Below are 18,822 nucleotides of genomic sequence, written 5' to 3'. Positions count from 1 at the left end.
AGCGATTGCCGCGGGCTAAGCCAGCGCCCTACGAAAGCCCCCTCTCCGGGCGCGTAGCGGCCCCCACACCCCCCCCCCGGGGGGGGGGGGGGGGCCCCCCCCCCCCCCACCGGCCTTGGGAGGATTTAGCGGGCTGCGGTCCAGCCCTTGTAGTCCTTCAGGTTCTCGGCCGTGATGAGCTTCGGGTCGAGCAGGACGGTCGGCTCCGCCGGCTTCTTGCCGGCCAACAGTTCGGCCGCCATCGTCAGCGACTGGCCGGCCATCACATAGGGATCCTGCGAGGCCGAGGCCTTGATCATCGAGGTGCCGGAGGAGAGTTCCTTCTCGATATCGGGCGCGCCGTCGACGGCGGTGAAGATGAACTCCGAGCGGTTGAGCTGCTTGGCGGCAAGCTGGGCGCCGATCGCCGTCGGATCGTTGATGGCAAACACCGCATCGATCTTGTCGAAGCGGGTGAGCAGCGACTGGAACACCTTCAGGCCGCCGTCGCGCGAGCCTTCGGCATTCTGGTCGTCGGAGAGGATCTTGATGTCGGGATGCTGCGCCAGCACGTTCTTGCAGCCCTTCACCCGCTCCAGAATCGACGACGATGCCGGTCCGTTGAGGATGACGTAGTCGCCCTTGCCGCCGGTGTGGTCGACCAGGTACTGGCAGGCCTCTTCGCCGGCCTTGACGTTGTTGGTCATCACGGTCACGTCGGCGCCCGGCGCCGAAACGTCGAAGGCGGCAACGACGATACCCGCAGCCTGTGCCTTCTTCACCGCCGGCGCGATCGCCTTGGCGTCGACGGCATTGAGCATGATCACGTCGACACCGGCGGCGATGAACGAATCGACCTGCGAGACCTGCTTGTTGAGGTCATAGTCGGCCGACACCGAGGTCACCTCGACCTTTGGGTTGATCTTCTTGGCCGCGTCCTCGATGCCCTTGATGGTGGCGACGAAGAAGGGATTGCCGAGCAGGCCGACCGAGATGCCGACCTTATTGAGGTCCTTGGCCGAAGCAGGCGCGATGGCGAGCGACGCGAGTGCGACGCCGCAGAGCAGTTTGGCGATGGTCTTCATTGCTTTCCTCCGATTGCCCCGCGCCTCTCACGGTGCGTTACATGAAACCGGTCGTTGACGCCGGCGACTAAGGTCAATCACGTTCTTGCTCCTGCCTGGAGCCTGTAGCGGTCGAGGGCGACCGCCACGATGATGACCAATCCCTTGATGATGTACTGCCAGATGTCGGAGACACCGGCCAAGATGAGCCCGTTGGAGAGCACCGCGATGATCAGGCCGCCGATCAGCGTACCCCAGATCGAGCCGACGCCACCGACGAAGCTGGTGCCGCCGAGGATGACAGCGGCAATGGCGTCGAGTTCATAGGACTGCCCGAGCTGCAGCCCGTTGGCGGCATAGAGCCGGGCCGCCGACATGGCGCCGCCAAGGCCGGCCAGCAGGCCGGAAATGCCATAGACGAAGAGCAGCACCAGCGGCACCTTGATGCCGGTCAGCCGCGCCGCTTCGGCATTGCCGCCGACGGCATAGATCCAGGTGCCGAGCACGGTGCGCTTGAGCACCAGCCAGGACAGCACCACCACCGACAGCGCGATGATGACCAGCCAGGGAATGCCGAACAGCGAACCGTTGCCGATAAAATCGAACGGCAGGTCCGAGTTGAACACCGTGGTGTCCTGGCCGAGCAGGCGGGCAACACCGCGCACCGCGGTCAGCGAACCCAGCGTGACGATGAAGGGCGGCAGCTTGATATAGGCGATGAGCAGCCCGTTGATGAGGCCGAAGCCGAGCCCGACCAGAATGGCCGCCGGCACGCCGAGCAAACCCCAATCCGGCACCAGCGACACCATCACCGCCACCATCGCCGATGCGGCGAGGATGGCGCCGACGGACAGGTCGATGCCGCCGGTCAGGATGACGAAGGTCATGCCGGCCGCCAGCACGATGTTGATCGACGACTGCTGGGTGACGATCAAGAGGTTGGTCTCGGTCAGGAAGCGCGGGTTCAGGAACTGGAAGCCGGCCGCCAGCAGGATCAGCACCGGCAGCATGCCAAGGGCAGCGAAAGCCGTGCGCAGCCGTCGGCTGGTGCCGGTGGCCTGGCCGCCTGCGCTGATCTCGGTCGCCTTGTCGGTCATTGCTGAGCCGCTCCCGTTGCAAGTTCCATGATTTTCTCCTGGCTTAGCGGTTCGCCTTGCGATGCCGTCACCTCGCCCGATATCGTGCCGTCGCGCATCACCAGCACGCGGTCGGCAACGCCGATCACCTCGGGCAGTTCGCTGGAGATCATCAGGATGGCGATGCCCTGTTTGGCGAGATTGTCGATCAGCCGGTAGATTTCCGATTTCGCCCCGACATCGACGCCGCGGGTCGGCTCGTCGAGGATGACGACCTTCGGCTCGGTTTCGAGCAGGCGGGCGAGCAGCACCTTCTGCTGGTTGCCGCCCGACAGCGAGCCGGCATTGGCCTGCACCGAACTGGTGCGGATGGAGAGACCGGCAACGGCCTTGGAAGCGCGCCTTTCGGCGGCCGCGAAGTCGCGCAAGCCGCCGGCGCGCGAATCCCGCGCCAGCACGCCCATGCTGATGTTGTCGGAAATCGACATGTCGAGGAACAGGCCGAGTTCCTTGCGGTCCTCGGTCAGATAGGCGATGCCGGCATCGAGCGCCTCGCGCGGCGAGCCGATGGTTACAGGTTTGCCGTCGAGTTCCAGCGTGCCTGACACGCGCCTGTCGGCGCCGAAGATCAGCCGCGCAAGCTCGGTACGGCCGGAACCGACCAGACCCGCCAGCGCCAGCACCTCGCCCTTGTGCAGGTCGAACGAACAGTCTTTCAGGAGACGGCCGTCGGACATGCCACGCACCGAGAGCGCCACCGCGCGCTTTTCGTCCGGCGGCCGATGATCCTTCTTGTAGAAAGCCGACAGATCGCGGCCGACCATCATCGAGACGAGGCGCGAGGCGCTGAGGTCGGCACGTTCGAGCGTACCGACATAACCGCTGTCGCGCAGCACGCTGACGCGATCGGCAAGCTGGTAGACCTCTTCCATGCGGTGACTGATGTAGATGATGGCGATGCCTTGCGATTTCAGCGTCGCGATGACCTCGAACAGCCGGTCGGTCTCGCGCGAGGTCAGCGACGTCGTCGGCTCGTCCATGACGATGATGCGCGCATTGGTCGACAGCGCGCGGGCGATCTCGACCAATTGGCGCTCGCCGAGCGACAGGCTGGAGACCATGTCGCGGGCCGAAAAGGAGACGCCCAGACGCGCGATGATCTCCCTGGCGCGCCGGGTGCACTGGTCACGATCGACGATGCCGAAGCGTCGCGGCTCGTTGCCGAGGAAGATGTTCTGCGCCACCGTCAGATTGGGCGCCAGCGACAGCTCCTGATAGATCACCGCGACGCCGCTGGCGCGCGCCTTGATCGGATCGCCGGTCGCGGCCGGCATGCCGTCGATCAGGATCTCACCGCCGGCATCCGGCCGATAGGCGCCTGAAAGCACTTTCATCAATGTCGACTTGCCGGCGCCGTTCTCGCCCATCAAGGCGTGCAGCTCGCCGGCATGGACGCTGAGCGAGACATCGTGCAAGGCACGGATGGTGCCGAACGTCTTGGAGATGTGGCGCATCTCCAGCACCGGCTGGCGCACCGTCTCGGCCTTGGCAATCGCACTCATCGCGCGCCTCCCGCCACCGCACCAGCGACGCCCCGGTCCATGGTGGCGGCACGCCAATTGCCGCGATAGCCTGCCAACCCGGTGAAACGCGACGCGCGCACCGGCTCCGGAACTTCGGCGGCGAATTCGCGCCCAACGCTCTCGAAGGCGAGCGCCGCTGCACCGGTGGCACTGCCCTCCAGCGTGGCGCCCTGCAGGAAAGCCTGGTCGGGACGCAATTGCGCCAGCAGTCCGGCGAGCAGACCGCCCGTGTTCAGCCCGCCATCGACGATCACCGTGTTGTTCGAATGGATGAGATCGAGCGACAGATCGACCATCAGCGCGACGTAGAGCAGCGCCGTAGCCGCGCGTTCCTCGGCATTGGGCGCGCGCCCCGCCAGTCGGCCGGAATGCCCCGCCATCGGCCCGCCCGGCGCGAAGCTCGGCAGCGCCATGATGCCGGCATCGATCACCCGCTGCACCGCCGGGCCGGCGATCTCGCCTTGCCAGCCGGCGCTGATGGTTGCGAATTCACGCCCGCCCATGAAGCGGATGGTCGGCACTGGGCCGCCGCCGACATCGACATTGACCAGCATGTCGCGGTCCCGGTCGAGCGCGTCGAGGGGACAGGACGGATTGAGCACGACGACCCAGGTGCCGGTAGAAACGACGGTGACCGGGCCAAGCTCCTGCCGGCGATAGGCATGCAGCGCCGCATTCGAGTCATGGACGCCGTTGTGGATGGCGATCGGGCTTGCCGCAGCGCCGAGGCGCTGCTCGCCGATAACGGTGCCGGCGCGCTCGAAGGCAGGCATCCGGTCACGCCAGCCCTGCGCGTCGACCAGCGAGGAAAAATCTTGGCGGCGCGGCGCCCACAAATGCGAATGGCAGCCGAGATAGGATACTTCCGAGACCGCCCGTCCGCCAAGGCGCCAGCTCCAATATTGCGGATAGCCGAGGATCGATTTCGACGCGGCGAACGCGTCGGGCTCGACCTCCTGCAGCCACAGCATGTGGCGGCCGTAGTTGAAGCCCAGCGGCAACCGCGGCGAGAAGGTCTCGGCAAAGCCCGGAATGCGGCGATCGATCCGCGCGGCAATCTCGGCCGGCGGCTCTTGCTCGTAATCGAGGATCGGATGCGTCAGCGCCGCCTCGTCGACCAAGGCAAAGGTGCAGCCATGGCCCGAGACCATGACCCCTTCCACTCCATGACCATCGACCGCATCGGCAACGGCGCTGAGCGCCCAATGGTGGAGCGGCGCCTCGTCGAGCACGCTGAAGCCGCCTTGGCGCACCCATTTCGGCTGGGTCCGGCGCTCGTCGACAATGCGCCCGTCCTGGCCGAAGACGAACAGCTTCGAATTGGTCTTGCCGAAATCGAGGACAGCCACCTTCACTGGATGGCTCCCGAGGCTATCCGCACCATGACGCCGGCGTCTTCCAGCATGCGCGCATCGGCATCGGAAAGACCGTCGTCGGTGACCAGCGTGCCGATGCGGGAAAGCGGGAGCGCGACATTGCGCGCGTGGATCGACAGTTTGCGGCTGTCGGCCAGCACCACGATCTGGTCGGCGCAGAGGCTGAGATCGACGATCGAGCGCACCAGCAGCGGGTGCGATTCCATCACGCCTTCCTGGCCAAGGCCTTGCGCGCCGAGAAAGAATTTGGAGGCGTAGAAGGGCACGGCCTGGGTGAGCGAATGAATGATGCCGGGTTCGCGATGCAGATCACCGCCCGCAACCGTCAGGCTGCAATGGCCGTGGTCGCTGAGATAGGCCGCCAGCGGCATCGAGTTGGTGTAGAGGCGGATGTTGCGCTCGGCGAGCTTGACCCCGAGATGGAAGCAGGTCGAGCCGCCATGCACGATGACGGCGTCGCCGTCACGCACCATGGTCGCCGCGAGAGCGGCGATCTGCCGCTTGGCCTCGACCGCAAGGTCGCGGTTCTCGTCATAGGGCCGGGCGTAGGCGACACCGGCCTGGGAAGCGCCGTCGAGCGCCGAGATGCCGCCATAGACCTTCCGCGCTTCGCCGGCTTCGTCGATCCTGTCGATATCGCGCCTGACCGTCGCGGCTGAAACGCCAAGCCGTTCCTGCAGCTCGCGCACCGAAGCGAACGGACGGTCCCGCAGCAGTTCGACGATCTGACGCTGGCGGCCGGAGTCTATCAATTCTTTCCTCCCGGATGCCATTTCCATGGCAGTTGGCGCAACTTACTCAACATTAGCCGGATTGCAAGCGGGTTTTGATGATACTAGATCACTATTGACGTAGATCACTCGTATCTGCGATATCAGCGCCAATTCGACCCCGGCAACGGGATTTCGCGCAGGACACGGCCGAGCCGTTGGAGGAAAAGCGCCATGGCGACCCAAGCTGACGCGCAGGAACTGGCGGCCTTACGGGCGCTTTCGGCCAGCATCGGGCAGAGCCCGCATCTGACCCAGGCGGCAGGCGGCAACACCTCGCTGAAAGCCGGCGACACGCTGTGGATCAAGGCCTCCGGCACCTGGCTGAAGGACGCGCTGGTCGATGACATCATGGTGCCGGTGGCGATGGCGCCGTTGCTGAGAGCCGTCGAACAGCGCGATCGCGCCGCCGACCAGCCGCAGGGTTTCACCATTGCAGCGCTCAACCCGCGCGGCCTGCGGCCGTCGATCGAGACCACGGTGCACGCCCTGATGCCGCAGCGCGTGGTTCTTCACGTCCATTGCGTCGACACCATCTCGCTTGCCGTGCAGGCCGATGGCGAGGCCGAGGTCGCCAGGCGGCTCGATGGCATCGACTGGGCCTATGTGCCCTATTTCCGGCCCGGCCTGCCGCTTGCACGCGGCATTGCTGAAAAACTGCGGCCTGGTGTCGACGTGCTGATCCTTGGCAATCACGGGCTGGTCGTCGCCGCCGAAACCGTCGCCGGGGCGGAGCTTCTGCTGCGCCGTATCAGGTCATTGCTGGCCCGGCCGGCGCGCGCGACCGCCGCACCCGACCTCGATGCCTTGGCGGCGCTTGCCGGCGACAGCTTCTACAGATTGCCGGCCGATGTCGAAGCGCATGCGGTTGCGCTCGACCCTGAGAGCCGCCGCATGGCGCAGGCCGGCAGCCTCTATCCGGACCACGTCATCTTCCTCGGCCAGGGCTCCATCGTGGCGAAACCGGGCGAGGCGGTGGCCGATGTCATTGCACGACTGGACACGTCGCCTGCGGCGATCCTGTTTCCCGGCGCAGGCGTGCTGATGCGCGGCGACGCCAGTGCCGGCGCCGATGCCATGCAACGCTGCCTCGCCGACGTGACGGCGCGCATCGACGTCGCCGCACGGCTGAACTATCTCACCGCTTCCGAGAATGACGAGCTGGTCAACTGGGACGCCGAGCAATATCGCCAGAAGCTCAACGCGGCTGGCGGCTAGCATGGACATGATGCCACTTGTCATCGGCATCGACCTAGGCACATCAGGTGCGCGCGCCGTCGCCATGCGCCCGGATTTTTCCATAGCCGGGCATTCGGCCGTTCCACTCGACAGGTTTGGCCGCGATGACCGAGCCCCCACGGCATGGTGGCAAGCGGTCAAGGCGGTGCTGACGGACCTGCTTTCCGGCATCGACCGCACGGCGGTCCGCGCCATCGCCATCGACGGCACCTCCGGCACGCTGCTGCCGGTCGACGCCGCCGGGCGGCCGCTGGCCGAACCGCTGATGTACAACGACAAGGTCGATGACGACGACATTCTGGCCGCGATCGACCGCACCGCGCCGGCTGCAAGTGCAGCGCACGGAGCGACATCCGGCCTCGCCAAGGCCCTGCGCTTCCAGCATCTGCCGGGCATTGCGGCGGTGCTGCATCAGGCCGACTGGATTGCCGGAAACTTCTCCGGCCGCTTCGACGTCAGCGACGAGAACAATGCCCTGAAGACAGGCTATGATGTCGAGGCCCGCCGCTGGCCGGAATGGATCGCCGCGACCGGAATGCGCGTGGAGTTGCTGCCGCGCGTGGTCGAGCCGGGCGAAGTCACCGGCGCCCTCACCGCGGAAGCCGGGGAACTGTTCGGCTTGCCGCGCGATGTGGCCGTCGTCGCCGGAACCACGGATGGCTGCGCCTCGTTCCTGGCGACCGGTGCTGCCGCGATCGGCGACGGCGTCACCGCGCTGGGATCCTCGCTGACCATCAAGATCCTGTCCGACCGGCCGATTTCGGCGCCGCGCTTCGGCATCTACAGCCACCGGCTCGGCAACGCCTGGCTGGCAGGCGGTGCGTCGAATTCCGGCGGCAAGGTGCTGGCTCAGCATTTTCCGCTCGCCCGTATCATCGAACTCAGCGCAAAAATCGACCCGGAGACCGACACCGGCCTCGATTACTATCCGCTTCCCGCCACGGGCGAACGATTTCCGATCGCCGATCCGGCGCTGCCGCCTCGCCTTGCACCCCGGCCGGCGGACGACGCCGATTATCTGAAAGCGATGTTCGAAGGCATCGCCGCGATCGAAGCGCTCGGCTATGACAGGCTTGCCGAACTCGGCGCGCCCGCGCTGATATCGGTCAGGAGCGTCGGAGGCGGGGCGGCGAACCCAGCCTGGACGGCAATCCGGCGGCGCAGGCTCGGCGTCGATTTCCTGCCCGCGCTTTCCGACGAGGCCGCCGCCGGCACGGCGCGGCTGGCGCTGATGGGTGCAAGCCGGGCAGGACTCCTATGAGCGCGAAAACGATCGAACGTCTCGACGGCATCGGGCCGCTGGCGGAGCGCTACGACGTGTTCCTGCTCGACCAGTTCGGCGTGCTGCATGACGGCACACGGCCCTATCCGGGCGCGGTGGCAGCGCTGTCGGCGCTGAAGCGCGCCGGCAAGACCGTGGTGCTGGTTTCGAACTCCGGCAGGCGGGCACGACCCAATGAAAGCCGGCTCATAAAACTCGGCTTCGAAGCGGGAAGCTGGGATCATTTCGTTTCTTCCGGCGAGGTGGCGTGGCGATCCTTCAGGGAGATGGCGACGTCGGGGAAGCTGCGCCCAGGGACAAAATGCCTGCTGATCAGCCGTGAAGCTGACCGCTCCGCGATCGAGGGCCTGCCTTTTGTGCTGACCGGGTCCGGCGATGAGGCCGAACTGGTGCTGATCGCGGCCAGCGAGGGTGACCGCTTTGACCTCGAGCATTATCGCAGGCTGTTCGCGCCGGCTGCAGAGCGGCGGGTGCCGTGTTTCTGCACCAATCCCGACATCATCATGCTGACGGCCGTTGGCCCTCGCTTCGGCGCCGGCCGTCTGGCCGATCTCTATGAAAGCCTGGGCGGCAGCGTTACCCGCATCGGCAAGCCCGACAAGGCGATTTTCGACGCCGCGCTGGCGCTGGCCGGCGAGCCGGACCGCGGCACCGTGGTCTGTGTCGGCGACAGCGTCGAACACGATATATCGGGGGGAAACAGCACCGGCATCGCCACCGCGCTGGTGCTGAGCGGAATACTGGCGGACACACCGGATCTCGCCGCTGTTTTCGACGAACAGCAGGCCTGGCCGGACTACATCACGGACAGCTTCAGCTTCCGCTGACCGCTTCCAGCATGCGCCGCGCGCTCTCCTCGTCGGTGATCAGGATGGTTGGGGCGATGAGGGTCATGGCGCCGAGCAGCGCTTCGGTTTTCTCCTCGCCACCGGAAGTGAGGATGCGGATCGGCGCCTTGCGCAGACGGTCGACATCCACCGACATCACGTGGCTGTTGACCGGATGGTCGACCAGATCGCCATTGCGGTCGAAGAAATGGAACAGGAGGTCACCAACGGCGCCACGCGCAAGCAGGGCCTCCCGATCCGCCTCCTTGAGAAAGCCGCCACGAGAGAAGGTGGTGGCGGAGGCGATCCCGCCGACGCTCAGCAGAACGGCATCGAGCACGTCGGCCATTTCGAAAATCTCCTGCAGGCCGCAGCGCTCGATCAGTGCGATCTTGGTCTCGACGCTGTCGACGACGGCTGGTGTCGGCATCAGATAGCCGTCGCCCTGGAATATCTGAGCGAAGCGCCAGGCGAACTCGGCTGGGTTTACCCGGCGCACGACGCCGACACCGCCAAGCAGCGAAATCACCTTGAAATCGGTGAGCGACTTGGCGCTGATGAAGGGCAGGCTCGAGAACAGCGTCTGCCCCCAGCCGACGCCGACCCGCATGCCGGACTTCATCGTGTCCGACAGGAAACTGCCGGTCTTGGCGCTGATCGCTGGTATCGGATCGGCATTGGGTGCCGAAAGCGGCGCCACCAGCGCCTGCTGCAGCCCGAACGTCTTCTCCAGCGCGCGCTCAAGCCGCACAATTTCTGACAATTCGCTCTCGATGGTGATCTTCACTTCGTTGCGCGCCCGGGCATCCGCCAGCATGCGCACGATGGTGACGCGACCGACGCCGAGCACGTCGGCGATCTCGTTCTGCGTCATCTGTTCGACGAAATACATCCAGGCGGCGCGAATCCTGAGGCGATCCGTTCGGCTTTCGCTGGCGACCTGCTCGGTTGCCTCGCCTCGACCGTCTTCGCTTTCGCCCTGTCGTCGTCTGCCCAAGTCTGTCTCTCCCCCTGCGGCGACGGACGAGCGCGCTGCCGCCGATTCTGCATGCTGGTCTAGTATCGCCTATTGATCTACCAATCGATAGGAACAATGTAGAGAGTGGCGGCTGCCCCGGTTGGCGGCTATCCGCAGCAAATTTCAAGGCGATCCGCGATGCTCCGACAAATCTCCGAAGATGTCCGCGTCAATCTGAAGGATCGGCTGCGGGAAGTCCGCGAAATCATCCGCCAGAGCCGCCATGACGGCAGCGGCGATGCCAGCATCCTGCGCGAAGCAACCAGCCATCTGCCGCCGTTTCCGGGCAAGGGCATCGAAGGCCTGCTCAGCCATGCCGCCAGTGCCGTCGACGAGGCGTTGTCGATCGCTGAAGCTTTCGTCCCGCATGAGCGCCCGATCAAAGTGGACGGCACGACGGTAAAGGGCCTCGGCACCTATTTCCCGATCGGCAACGAGGACCGCCAGCTGAGCGCCGAGCGCCTATTCCGGCGCGATATGTATTATCTGAGCAAGGCGGTGCTTGCCGGCCTGAACATCGACAATGCCCGCATCCACGAAGCCGATTTCGCAGCCGTCCATGCCACGATGCGCAAGCGGCATGGCGACCTCCTGGCCGCCTTGGCCACGCCAGGCGCCGGACTGCAGGCAATCGCGGGGATCTGTTCGGCGCTGCTGGTCGAGTGCCTCAGCCAGCGTCCGGTCCGCTTTGCCGAGACCGTGCCGGAAACGCCGGCCGCGATTACCGGCCGGGCGCTCGACATAAGCTGCCTGGCGCCGCTCGCTTTGGCCTGCGGCCTGGCGACCACCGGCAGCGACGGTGCGCCGGAGCCGGATATGCTGGAGATCGCGATATTGGCGGCGGATATTCGCCACGACCGCATCGTTCAGGCCTGCGCCAAGGCAAACCCGATCGCTGAACTGACACCGGTGTTCGCCACCTTGCTTGCCCATCTGCCGTAATTAGCCGGTCTGGGCTAGCCTTCAGCGGCCATGGCCATGATCGCTTTCTTGGCGCGCTGGATGGAAGCCGGGCTCATCGAGAGTTCGGTCAGTCCCATCTTCACGAAGGTCGCAATGAGATCGGGACGGCCGGCCGCCTCACCGCACATGCCGACCATGATACCGGCGGCGACGCCGGCTTTTGCCGTCATTTCGATCGCCGACATGACGGCTGGATTGGTGACATCGTTGAGCTTGGCGACGGTCGGATTGAGCCGGTCGGCGGCCATGATGTACTGGGTCAGATCGTTGGTTCCGATCGAGAAGAAAGCGACCTCCTTGGCCAGCGCCGGAGCGATCAGCACGGCGGCCGGGGTTTCGATCATGACGCCGAGATCGAATGATGCGTGCGGCACGCCTTCGGCTTTCAGCTCGGCCGTGCATTCGTCAACCAGCACGCGCGTCTGCCTGACCTCCGAGAGGTCGGACACCATCGGCAGCATCACCTTGATGTTGCCGTGCACGGCGGCGCGCAGCAGCGCCCGCAGTTGGCGCTTGAAGATGTCGGACCGGTCGAGACACATGCGGATGCCGCGCCAGCCGAGGAAGGGGTTTTCCTCGTCGGGAAATTCGATGCCGGCAATCGGCTTGTCACCGCCGATGTCGAGCGTGCGCACAATGACCGGATAAGGCGCAAAAGCCTTGGCCAGCGCCGCATAGGTCTCGGCCTGCATGTCTTCCGAGGGCAGATGCATATGGCGCATGAACAAAAGCTCGGTGCGGAACAGGCCGATGCCCATGGCACCAGCCTCTTGCGCCGCTTCGATTTCCTCAAGTGAGCCGATATTGGCCGCGATCTCGATGATCCTGCCGTCGGCAAGCTTCGGCGTCACCGTCTTGAAGATGGTCAGTCCGGCGCGCTCCTTTGCCGCCGCTTCGACGCGGCCGGCGAAATCGGCGCGGGTCGCCGCGTCGGGGTCGATGATCACATGGCCGGTATTGCCATCGAGTGCGACCTCTCGCGCGGTGCGCAAGGCATTGACCTGGCCGCCGAGGCCGAGCACTGCCGGAATGCCGTGCGAGCGCGCGATGATGGCGATGTGCGAAGTGGCGCCGCCATGGCCGCACACCACGCCGCCGATACGCTTCAGCGGCGCGCGTGCCAGATCCCAGGCACCGATGTCGTCGGCGATCAGGATAGCGCCTTCGGGGATGTTTTCGAGGCTGATATCGTCCTGCCCCAGCAACACGAGGCAGATCTGCCGCCCGACCGCATGAACGTCGTCCGCCCGCGCGTTGAGATAGTGATCGTCGACCGCGCTGAATTCGGCGGCAATGGTGGAGGCGGCGGTGATGACGGCGGAGACCGCGTCATTGCCGCCCTTGATCAGGCCCTCGGCCTCACCAGTCAGGCTGTCGTCGGCGGCGATATCGCGCAGCGCAGCGACGATGCCGCGGTCTCCAGCCGACAGGCTGTCCTGCGCCAACGCAAGATCCATGCGGGCCTGGACCGCGCCGACGGCTGTGCGGAACCTGTCGATCTCGCCTTCGATCTCCTCGGCCCGCAACACGCGGCCCCGTCCGGCGATATCGGGTGGGAAATGCGCAAAGGCCGGGCCGATGGCGAAACCTTCGCTGGCGGCCACGCCACGCAGGCGGTTTGCCCCGTCAGGAGCCGCCGGCACGAATCCGGGCGCGGGTGCCGCTTCCTGCCCGGCATCGTTCGCCGGGCTCTGCGCTTCCGCTTCATCATCGAGGCCGGCCCGCGGATTCTCGAGGTAGCCGATCAGCGCCTCGAGCGCCTCGATGGCATCGGCGCCATTCGCCCGCACCGTGACTTCCTGGTTCTCCTTGACCGCCAGCAGCATCAGCTTGACCGAACTCTTGGCGCTGACCGCCTTGCCGTCCTTGACCAGTTCGACGTCGGATTCGAAGCCCTTGGCGAGCTTCACGAACCGCGTCGCGGGACGGGCGTGCAAACCTTCATGCACTCGGACGATGGTCGAGCGTTCCATGGCAAATACTCTGGTTTTGGGCGCCGCTCCCAACATAGGCCGCGGCGCGAATGCTGTCAGGCGGCGATGGTGATGATCGCCCCGGTCTTCAGTGCGGCCACGAGCGCTTGCGGGTCGACTTGCGACGCGCAGATCTCGCCGGGCCTCTCGGCCTCCGTAGCGCCGTTGAACGAAATGACGACATGGCCCATTTCCAGCACCTTGCTCCACGCGCTGGAGCCGACCGCTGTGATAACAGCGGCAACCGGGCCGAGGGTGATCGAAGCGCCCTTGGCGGGCGCTCCGTCACTTGGCCCCTGCTCCGCCTTGTGGAGCACCGAAACCTCGGCAAGCTCCGGCGGCGAGCCATCCGCAAACAGGATGACCACGCCCCCTTCGGCAAGGTCCGCCACTTCGGGGCCGATGGCAGTGACCCGTGTTCTCAGCAGAACCGTCATATGGCGAACCTCATTTTTCTCAACTTTCCCTAGAGCGGTGAACCGCTCTATCTCTTTGTTTTGACGCAATCTCCAAGGGAAAGCACTGTGCGCTTTTCCCGGAGTTGCCTTAGAACACGATCAGACTGACGACCCAGGCGATCAGCACCGAGACCGGCCCCATGATCTGGCGGCTGATGAGCACCGCCGGAACGCCGATTTCGATCGTCTTCGGCTTGGCCTCACCGAGCGCCAGGCCGACAGGGACGAAGTCGCAGCCCACCTGGGTATTGTAGGCAAACAGCGCCGGCAGTGCCATCGCTGGCGAAATCGTGCCGTTGGCGATCTGCGGGCCGATAATGGCAACGCCGATGACCTGCGCGATGACAGCGCCTGGCCCGAGGATGGGCGACAGGAACGGCAGGCCGCAGATCGCCGAGATGATCAGCAGGCCGACGATGTTGTTGGCCAGCGGACCCATCGGCTGCGCCAGCACATCGCCGATGCCGGTATACAGGATCAGACCGATGAGCATGGTCACGAAGGCCATGAACGGCAGCACGTTGCGAATGACCTGATCGATGGTGCGGCGGCCGGCATTGAAGAAGATGCCGACGATACGTCCCATGACGCGGCCGATCGTGCTGATGAGCCCGATCAGCCCACCTTCGCTCGGCAGCGGCTGTGGTGCCGCGGCCGCATTGTTGCTTGAACTCATCGCTGCTGCTCCCCCTGCAGTCGTGATCGTTTCGGATCCGTCCGCCATTGTGATGTTGGCCGGCTTCACGCCCGAAACGTAGATGTCCTCGGTGATGAACTGGGCCAGCGGCCCGGATTGACCGACCGGCGTCAGATTGACGGTCGGGATACGCTTGCGCGGATAGACGCCGCATCGTGCGGTGCCGCCGCAGTCGACGACGACAACCGCCATCTCGCTTTCGATCGGTGGCGCCCTGAAGCCGTCGACGGCTTCGCCACCGGTCATGTCGGCGATGAGCTGCGCCACCGGGTGGATGCCACCACCGGTGACGGAAACAACCTTGCTGCGCTGTTCGGTCGGCTCGATGACGAGCGGGCCGCCCCAGCCGGTTTTGCCCTGGGTGATCCTTACGGCTTTGTATGTCTTGGCCATGATGTCCTCCCCGCCCTTACAGCTCGACGCCCTGGCGGCGTGCCATGATGGCGGTGATGCGCTCGGTCAGCATGCCCTTGAGCAGGATGACGACGAGGCCGACGATGGCGTACCAGATCGCCACCTTGACGTGGTAGCCGGCGACGACGACGCCCTTTTTTTCCAGCTCCAGCAGCGCGACGAGAATGCCGCCCCAGACGAAATACTCGCCGGGATTGATGTGCGGGAACAGGCCGAGCGGCGGGTGCACATAGGACACGGCCGCGTCATAGAAGGCCGGCTTGTGCTTTTCTTCCAGGAACGATCCGAACGTATAGGCCATCGGATTGGTGAGGAAGAACACCGCCAGCAGCGGCAACAGCGTGTAGCGCGTCAGCGCGATCCGGCCGGCGCCGCGCGCCAGACCATGCACGCGCTCTTCACCGACCAGTTCGGTGACCGCGTAGAAGGCCGTCATCAGCACCACCAGCGTCGGGATGATGCCGGTGACGAAGCCGGCGAAGACCTCGCCGCCCTTCTGGAAGATGCCGATAAAGTACTTGCCGATGGCGGTCAGCCAGCCGAGCTGCTCTTCCTGCTGGACGTCCTTCAGCTTTTCCTTGAACTGATCGACAGTGATCGGTCCGCTGTCCGCTTGTGCGAGGACAACGAGATGGTCGGAGGCATGCTCGACAGCGAGCTTGCCATGCAATGCGGCATCCGAGACCATGGCACCTGCGACATGCAGATTGTGCACGGCCATGTCGGCATGCTGCGCCAACAACGAAAATACAGACATTTCTCCTCCTTATGCCACCCGCCGGTTGATCCCAGTCGGTGCGCGGCGTCCTCTATCCCTTTGATTTAGAGCCCGAAATCCTCCGGCTCTAAGCCCTTGCTATGTTCAAACCGGACAGGCCCGGCTTCTTCCCCGGCTCCGACCGTGTCTTGTCGATCTGCTCGATCGCTCGTTTCACGGCCTCGGCCACACCGGGTTCCCCCTCCCCCATGATTGCAGGGTTGGACCGGAGTTTATCGAGGGGAACACCCTCGAACTCTTCATGTCTTTTGAACTTGGTGAAGACGGAACGGCCGCTCATCACCATCAGGCGGCGCACGACCAGATCGGGTGTCACCACCACGAGCGCGATGGTGCCCTTGGCCAACCGACCGCGAAAATTGCCGGCTCCGACGAAGCCGTCCTTGTACTGGTCGGTGACGCCCCTGAAGACATCCGAATAGTGCCGCATCTGCAGCCAGACGCCGAGCGACTGCAGCGCCCACACAATAACCAGCAGAAGCAGTCCCCACTGCCAAATCGCCATTCGGTTCTCCTCCCGAAGCCTCAGTTGAACCGCACCTTGGACCGGCGCGTGACAACAGCAAAGTGAGAACATTTGTTTCCGAGAATGTCAATATGTATGATATTGGCCTCGGCTGCGGTCATCCACAAGGGCGCTGACCGATTTCGGCCGTGTCACCGTTGTGCTAGGCTGACCGGGAAACAGGATACGAGGAATATGGATCTGCCCTTCAGGGACGAACTGGCCTTGATGCCCGATCTTCGCCATCGGCTGCGGCAGCTGCGCTGGTTCCGCGCCACTTTTCGCGGCAGCGCGAAGGTGGTCTCGGATACGTTCGGCGTGCGCTTCGAGATCGACGAGGCCAAGCTCACCAGGGCCTTTCTCGACTGGGTCGAGATCATGGAGGCGCAGAAGCGCTTCGCCGCGATCGACCGCGCCGACTTCATCGTCTTTGCCGCCGGCCTCGTGCTGCGCGAGTTGATAAAACAGGCGCCGGCAAAAGAAATCTCCGGCCTCACCCAGCTGGTCGAGACGGATACGAACGCGGGCACGCTGGAAATCGTCCGCTTCTGGCCGGAGGGTTTCCTCTACACCAACTACTGCGTCTCGGTGATTTCGGCGATCCACGAGCAGGAATTCGGCACGGCACCCGGCATCGACAAATGCGCCGACGATTTGCGCACATGGTGGTCCTATCGCGAGAACGTGACCGAGATGCCGGCCTATGCGGTGGCTTTCCTCGACCGCTTTCTCGGCGCCGAACCGAACTGGATCACCCCGGATCGCGCGCAGTCCCGGCAAGCCATGCAACGGGCGCTCGGGTCTTCCCGTGCGAGCGATGCGTTGCGCCAGCTTTGAGCCCGCTCTTCGCGCCCTCAAAAACGCACGCGCTATTGAACATTTGACTTTTTGTCGATAGCGATGTGCGAAAATTGACTCGAGAGGGGAACGCGTGGCGCGACCAAGGCCTATTATTTTCGATTGCGACGGCGTTCTCGTCGACAGCGAGCCTCTGGCCGCCCGCGCTTATGAGCGCGTCTACGAAAAGCACGGCATGCCCGGTGTCAACACCAGCATCATCGCCCAATGCATCGGCATGAAGCAGTCCGATATCATCGCCAGGATCAAGGAATTGACCGGGCACCAGTTTCCGGCGGCGGCGGACGGCGACATCTGGGCCGAGACCAAGGTGCTGTTCTCGCAGGAATTGAAGCCGACACCGGGAATCACTGCGTTTCTGGAGACGCTTGCGGGCGACCGCTGTGTCGCCTCGTCCTCCTCCGTTGAGCGCATAAACCACAGCCTTGCCGTGACCGGGTTGGTGCGTTTCTTCGGCGACGCGATCTACAGCTCCTCGATGGTCAAGAACGGCAAGCCCGCGCCGGACATCTTCCTCTTCGCGGCGGACAAGATCGGCGCCAATCCCGTTGACTGCATCGTCATCGAAGACTCGCCCTTCGGCATCCAGGGCGCGGTCGCCGCCGGCATGACCGCGATCGGCTACACCGGTGGCGGCCATACCTATGCCGAGCACGCCGCGCGGCTGACGGCTGCCGGTGCCGATTTCGTCTGCGCCGACTGGAAAGAAGTTAGCCGGCAATTGGCCAGGTTTGGTGTGCCCGCCTAGTTTAGACGATACTTTGTGAATCCACGGCTGGCCCATTCGCCAGGCGGCACCAATGAGCCCACACGGAAGTTGAAGGACAGAACCCTCGTCGCATCGGCGTCGACTTCGCATCGGAAATTTAGATTGTACCAGGCGTTTCTGGTGCTGAAGGCGGCCTGCGGAGGATTGAGAACATTGCCTTTGTCCAGCGTGATGGTTGGCACCCATTTGACCGTATAGTCGGCAGTTTGCAGTTCCCGGCTCAGAACGTTGCCGCAAAGGGTGGCCACGCGCTGACCGCGCGGCACATTCTCCATGGAGCTTGTAGCGAACGCATTGCCGGTTGCCCCTTGCGAGTAAAGCTTTCTGACGCCCGGAAGGCCGGAATAGATCGGTGATCCTGCAACGTCGTTGTTGGTGGTATTTGATCTTCCAGCATTCCCGATCGGCGCTTTGAAAGCTCTTGCGGGTTTGAACGTCATTGTCTTGGCAGGTTTGGGCTTCGCCTTTCCTGTCGAGGCTGGAGGCGCCGGCTTGTCACCGGTCTCAGCCGCCAATGGCTTTGGCGTCACGACGGCTTGCTTTTCGGCGGGTTGCGGTGCGAGTTCCTGTTTGTCCGGCTTCTGCTTGTCGGTGTCCTCGGTCGCCGCCTTTTCCTCGCTTTGCGCGGGCTTTTCGTCCGGCGCAACGGCGGCCGGCTTCTCGTCAGGCTTGCTGGGCTCCGCCTTCTGCTGTGGCGTTGCAGCCGGGGCGGGCTGGGTCGGCGCGGGTGTCGGTGCTACAGGCGGCTTCGCAGCCTCATCCTTGGCCGGCGACGGCGTGTTGGGCTTAGCGCTGCTTCCGTCGAGCGATTTCTCCGGCCCGGTATCTTTCTGGCCGTACTGGAAAACGCGCTTCAGAACCTGGTCGTCTGGCGGCTTCGGCGGTTCCGGAGGCGGCTTTTGTTCAGGCGGCTTTTCAGCCTTCTTTTCAGGTGTCGGTTCCGGTGGCTTTGGAGCAGGTTTCGGCTTGGGCTTCTCGGGTGGCGGCACGATCGCGACATTGACGGGCTGTTCCTGCTGAACCGGCTGCTGCTCGGGTCTCGGCAGGCCATAGACCAGAAACGCCGCGATGAGCGCATGCAGGATCAGCGATGCGGGCAAAGCCCACAGCAGATGCCGCCGCCGTTCTCCTGTCTCGCCCTTCATCCTCACCGATGTGGAATGAAATAGCGGCGGCTTCAAGCATAGGTAGTG

General features: G+C 64.6%; 18 protein-coding genes. 6 read left to right on the top strand and 12 right to left on the bottom strand.

Annotated elements, in window-relative coordinates; translation table 11 throughout:
* Window positions 1-125: 125 nt before the first annotated feature.
* The 5 genes from NKI99_RS20995 to NKI99_RS20975 all read right to left on the bottom strand — a co-directional run bounded on the left by NKI99_RS20995 (window position 126) and on the right by NKI99_RS20975 (window position 5,830).
* Window positions 126-1,064, bottom strand: coding sequence for an ABC transporter substrate-binding protein (locus NKI99_RS20995; protein WP_027038073.1), 939 nt, complete (start codon window positions 1,062-1,064; stop codon window positions 126-128).
* A 77-nt stretch (window positions 1,065-1,141) separates the two neighbouring features.
* Window positions 1,142-2,140 carry an ABC transporter permease subunit gene (locus NKI99_RS20990; protein ID WP_352611812.1) on the bottom strand — a complete coding sequence of 333 codons (999 nt, stop codon included), beginning with the start codon at window positions 2,138-2,140 and terminating at the stop codon, window positions 1,142-1,144.
* Window positions 2,137-3,681, bottom strand: coding sequence for a sugar ABC transporter ATP-binding protein (locus NKI99_RS20985; protein ID WP_352442064.1), 1,545 nt, complete (start codon window positions 3,679-3,681; stop codon window positions 2,137-2,139). Before NKI99_RS20985 ends, NKI99_RS20990 begins: the two co-directional genes overlap by 4 nt.
* Window positions 3,678-5,057, bottom strand: coding sequence for an FGGY-family carbohydrate kinase (locus NKI99_RS20980; RefSeq protein ID WP_352611811.1), 1,380 nt, complete (start codon window positions 5,055-5,057; stop codon window positions 3,678-3,680). Before NKI99_RS20980 ends, NKI99_RS20985 begins: the two co-directional genes overlap by 4 nt.
* Complete coding sequence (locus tag NKI99_RS20975) at window positions 5,054-5,830, bottom strand: DeoR/GlpR family DNA-binding transcription regulator (protein WP_352611810.1); 777 nt, start codon at window positions 5,828-5,830, stop codon at window positions 5,054-5,056. Before NKI99_RS20975 ends, NKI99_RS20980 begins: the two co-directional genes overlap by 4 nt.
* A gap of 192 nt (window positions 5,831-6,022) precedes the next feature.
* Between NKI99_RS20975 and NKI99_RS20970 the strand changes: the two genes are divergently transcribed.
* From NKI99_RS20970 to NKI99_RS20960, 3 genes are read left to right on the top strand one after another with little or no spacing between them, the layout of a single operon-like run.
* The gene (locus tag NKI99_RS20970; protein ID WP_352442062.1) at window positions 6,023-7,066 is read left to right on the top strand and encodes a class II aldolase/adducin family protein; all 1,044 of its coding nucleotides are present in this window, start codon (window positions 6,023-6,025) and stop codon (window positions 7,064-7,066) included.
* Window positions 7,067-7,073: 7 nt separating this feature from the next.
* On the top strand, window positions 7,074-8,348 hold the full coding sequence (locus NKI99_RS20965; protein ID WP_352611814.1) for an FGGY-family carbohydrate kinase: 1,275 nt from the start codon (window positions 7,074-7,076) through the stop codon (window positions 8,346-8,348).
* On the top strand, window positions 8,345-9,196 hold the full coding sequence (locus tag NKI99_RS20960; RefSeq protein ID WP_352611809.1) for a TIGR01459 family HAD-type hydrolase: 852 nt from the start codon (window positions 8,345-8,347) through the stop codon (window positions 9,194-9,196). Before NKI99_RS20965 ends, NKI99_RS20960 begins: the two co-directional genes overlap by 4 nt.
* On the opposite strand, the gene NKI99_RS20955 is transcribed toward NKI99_RS20960, so the two are convergent.
* On the bottom strand, window positions 9,183-10,193 hold the full coding sequence (locus NKI99_RS20955) for a sugar-binding transcriptional regulator (protein WP_127269653.1): 1,011 nt from the start codon (window positions 10,191-10,193) through the stop codon (window positions 9,183-9,185). The genes NKI99_RS20960 and NKI99_RS20955 overlap by 14 nt on opposite strands.
* Before the next feature lie 159 nt (window positions 10,194-10,352).
* Between NKI99_RS20955 and NKI99_RS20950 the strand changes: the two genes are divergently transcribed.
* The gene (locus tag NKI99_RS20950) at window positions 10,353-11,156 is read left to right on the top strand and encodes a hypothetical protein (protein WP_128309612.1); all 804 of its coding nucleotides are present in this window, start codon (window positions 10,353-10,355) and stop codon (window positions 11,154-11,156) included.
* 14 nt (window positions 11,157-11,170) lie between these two features.
* On the opposite strand, the gene ptsP is transcribed toward NKI99_RS20950, so the two are convergent.
* From ptsP to NKI99_RS20925, 5 genes are all read right to left on the bottom strand, one after another.
* On the bottom strand, window positions 11,171-13,150 hold the full coding sequence (gene ptsP / locus NKI99_RS20945; RefSeq protein ID WP_352611808.1) for a phosphoenolpyruvate--protein phosphotransferase: 1,980 nt from the start codon (window positions 13,148-13,150) through the stop codon (window positions 11,171-11,173).
* Between the two features lie 56 nt (window positions 13,151-13,206).
* Window positions 13,207-13,587, bottom strand: a complete 381-nt coding sequence (locus tag NKI99_RS20940; protein WP_013529330.1) for a PTS glucitol/sorbitol transporter subunit IIA — start codon at window positions 13,585-13,587, stop codon at window positions 13,207-13,209.
* Window positions 13,588-13,696: 109 nt separating this feature from the next.
* Window positions 13,697-14,698, bottom strand: coding sequence for a PTS glucitol/sorbitol transporter subunit IIB (gene srlE / locus NKI99_RS20935; protein ID WP_127295941.1), 1,002 nt, complete (start codon window positions 14,696-14,698; stop codon window positions 13,697-13,699).
* Between the two features lie 16 nt (window positions 14,699-14,714).
* Window positions 14,715-15,476 carry a PTS glucitol/sorbitol transporter subunit IIC gene (srlA, locus tag NKI99_RS20930; protein WP_013529328.1) on the bottom strand — a complete coding sequence of 254 codons (762 nt, stop codon included), beginning with the start codon at window positions 15,474-15,476 and terminating at the stop codon, window positions 14,715-14,717.
* A gap of 88 nt (window positions 15,477-15,564) precedes the next feature.
* On the bottom strand, window positions 15,565-16,002 hold the full coding sequence (locus NKI99_RS20925; RefSeq protein ID WP_023811041.1) for a transcriptional regulator GutM: 438 nt from the start codon (window positions 16,000-16,002) through the stop codon (window positions 15,565-15,567).
* A gap of 195 nt (window positions 16,003-16,197) precedes the next feature.
* Here NKI99_RS20925 and NKI99_RS20920 point away from each other — a divergent pair, with 195 nt between their 5' ends.
* Window positions 16,198-16,839: a hypothetical protein gene (locus tag NKI99_RS20920; RefSeq protein WP_128309425.1), complete on the top strand. Its 642-nt coding sequence runs from the start codon at window positions 16,198-16,200 to the stop codon at window positions 16,837-16,839.
* Between the two features lie 94 nt (window positions 16,840-16,933).
* Window positions 16,934-17,608 (top strand): HAD family hydrolase, encoded by a 675-nt coding sequence (locus NKI99_RS20915; RefSeq protein ID WP_352611807.1) that lies wholly within the window; start codon window positions 16,934-16,936, stop codon window positions 17,606-17,608.
* On the opposite strand, the gene NKI99_RS20910 is transcribed toward NKI99_RS20915, so the two are convergent.
* Entirely contained in the window at window positions 17,605-18,774 is a 1,170-nt protein-coding gene (locus NKI99_RS20910) for a DUF930 domain-containing protein (RefSeq protein WP_352611806.1), read from the bottom strand. The two genes, NKI99_RS20915 and NKI99_RS20910, sit on opposite strands and share 4 nt — an antisense overlap.
* Window positions 18,775-18,822: the final 48 nt, after the last annotated feature.

This window comes from Mesorhizobium sp. M0239, assembly GCF_040321815.1.
GTDB lineage: Bacteria > Pseudomonadota > Alphaproteobacteria > Rhizobiales > Rhizobiaceae > Mesorhizobium.
The sequence above is the reverse complement of the archived record's forward strand: the minus strand, read 5'-3'. Positions and strand labels throughout refer to the sequence as shown.

What these genes read in the sequence shown, in the direction of transcription:
- NKI99_RS20995 (WP_027038073.1), bottom strand. Translation starts at nt 1,064, where the DNA reads ATGAAGACCATCGCCAAACTGCTCTGCGGCGTCGCACTCGCGTCGCTC.
- NKI99_RS20990 (WP_352611812.1), bottom strand. Translation starts at nt 2,140, where the DNA reads ATGACCGACAAGGCGACCGAGATCAGCGCAGGCGGCCAGGCCACCGGC.
- NKI99_RS20985 (WP_352442064.1), bottom strand. Translation starts at nt 3,681, where the DNA reads ATGAGTGCGATTGCCAAGGCCGAGACGGTGCGCCAGCCGGTGCTGGAG.
- NKI99_RS20970 (WP_352442062.1), top strand. Translation starts at nt 6,023, where the DNA reads ATGGCGACCCAAGCTGACGCGCAGGAACTGGCGGCCTTACGGGCGCTT.
- NKI99_RS20965 (WP_352611814.1), top strand. Translation starts at nt 7,074, where the DNA reads ATGATGCCACTTGTCATCGGCATCGACCTAGGCACATCAGGTGCGCGC.
- NKI99_RS20960 (WP_352611809.1), top strand. Translation starts at nt 8,345, where the DNA reads ATGAGCGCGAAAACGATCGAACGTCTCGACGGCATCGGGCCGCTGGCG.
- NKI99_RS20950 (WP_128309612.1), top strand. Translation starts at nt 10,353, where the DNA reads ATGCTCCGACAAATCTCCGAAGATGTCCGCGTCAATCTGAAGGATCGG.
- ptsP (WP_352611808.1), bottom strand. Translation starts at nt 13,150, where the DNA reads ATGGAACGCTCGACCATCGTCCGAGTGCATGAAGGTTTGCACGCCCGT.
- NKI99_RS20940 (WP_013529330.1), bottom strand. Translation starts at nt 13,587, where the DNA reads ATGACGGTTCTGCTGAGAACACGGGTCACTGCCATCGGCCCCGAAGTG.
- srlE (WP_127295941.1), bottom strand. Translation starts at nt 14,698, where the DNA reads ATGGCCAAGACATACAAAGCCGTAAGGATCACCCAGGGCAAAACCGGC.
- srlA (WP_013529328.1), bottom strand. Translation starts at nt 15,476, where the DNA reads ATGTCTGTATTTTCGTTGTTGGCGCAGCATGCCGACATGGCCGTGCAC.
- NKI99_RS20925 (WP_023811041.1), bottom strand. Translation starts at nt 16,002, where the DNA reads ATGGCGATTTGGCAGTGGGGACTGCTTCTGCTGGTTATTGTGTGGGCG.
- NKI99_RS20920 (WP_128309425.1), top strand. Translation starts at nt 16,198, where the DNA reads ATGGATCTGCCCTTCAGGGACGAACTGGCCTTGATGCCCGATCTTCGC.
- NKI99_RS20910 (WP_352611806.1), bottom strand. Translation starts at nt 18,774, where the DNA reads ATGAAGGGCGAGACAGGAGAACGGCGGCGGCATCTGCTGTGGGCTTTG.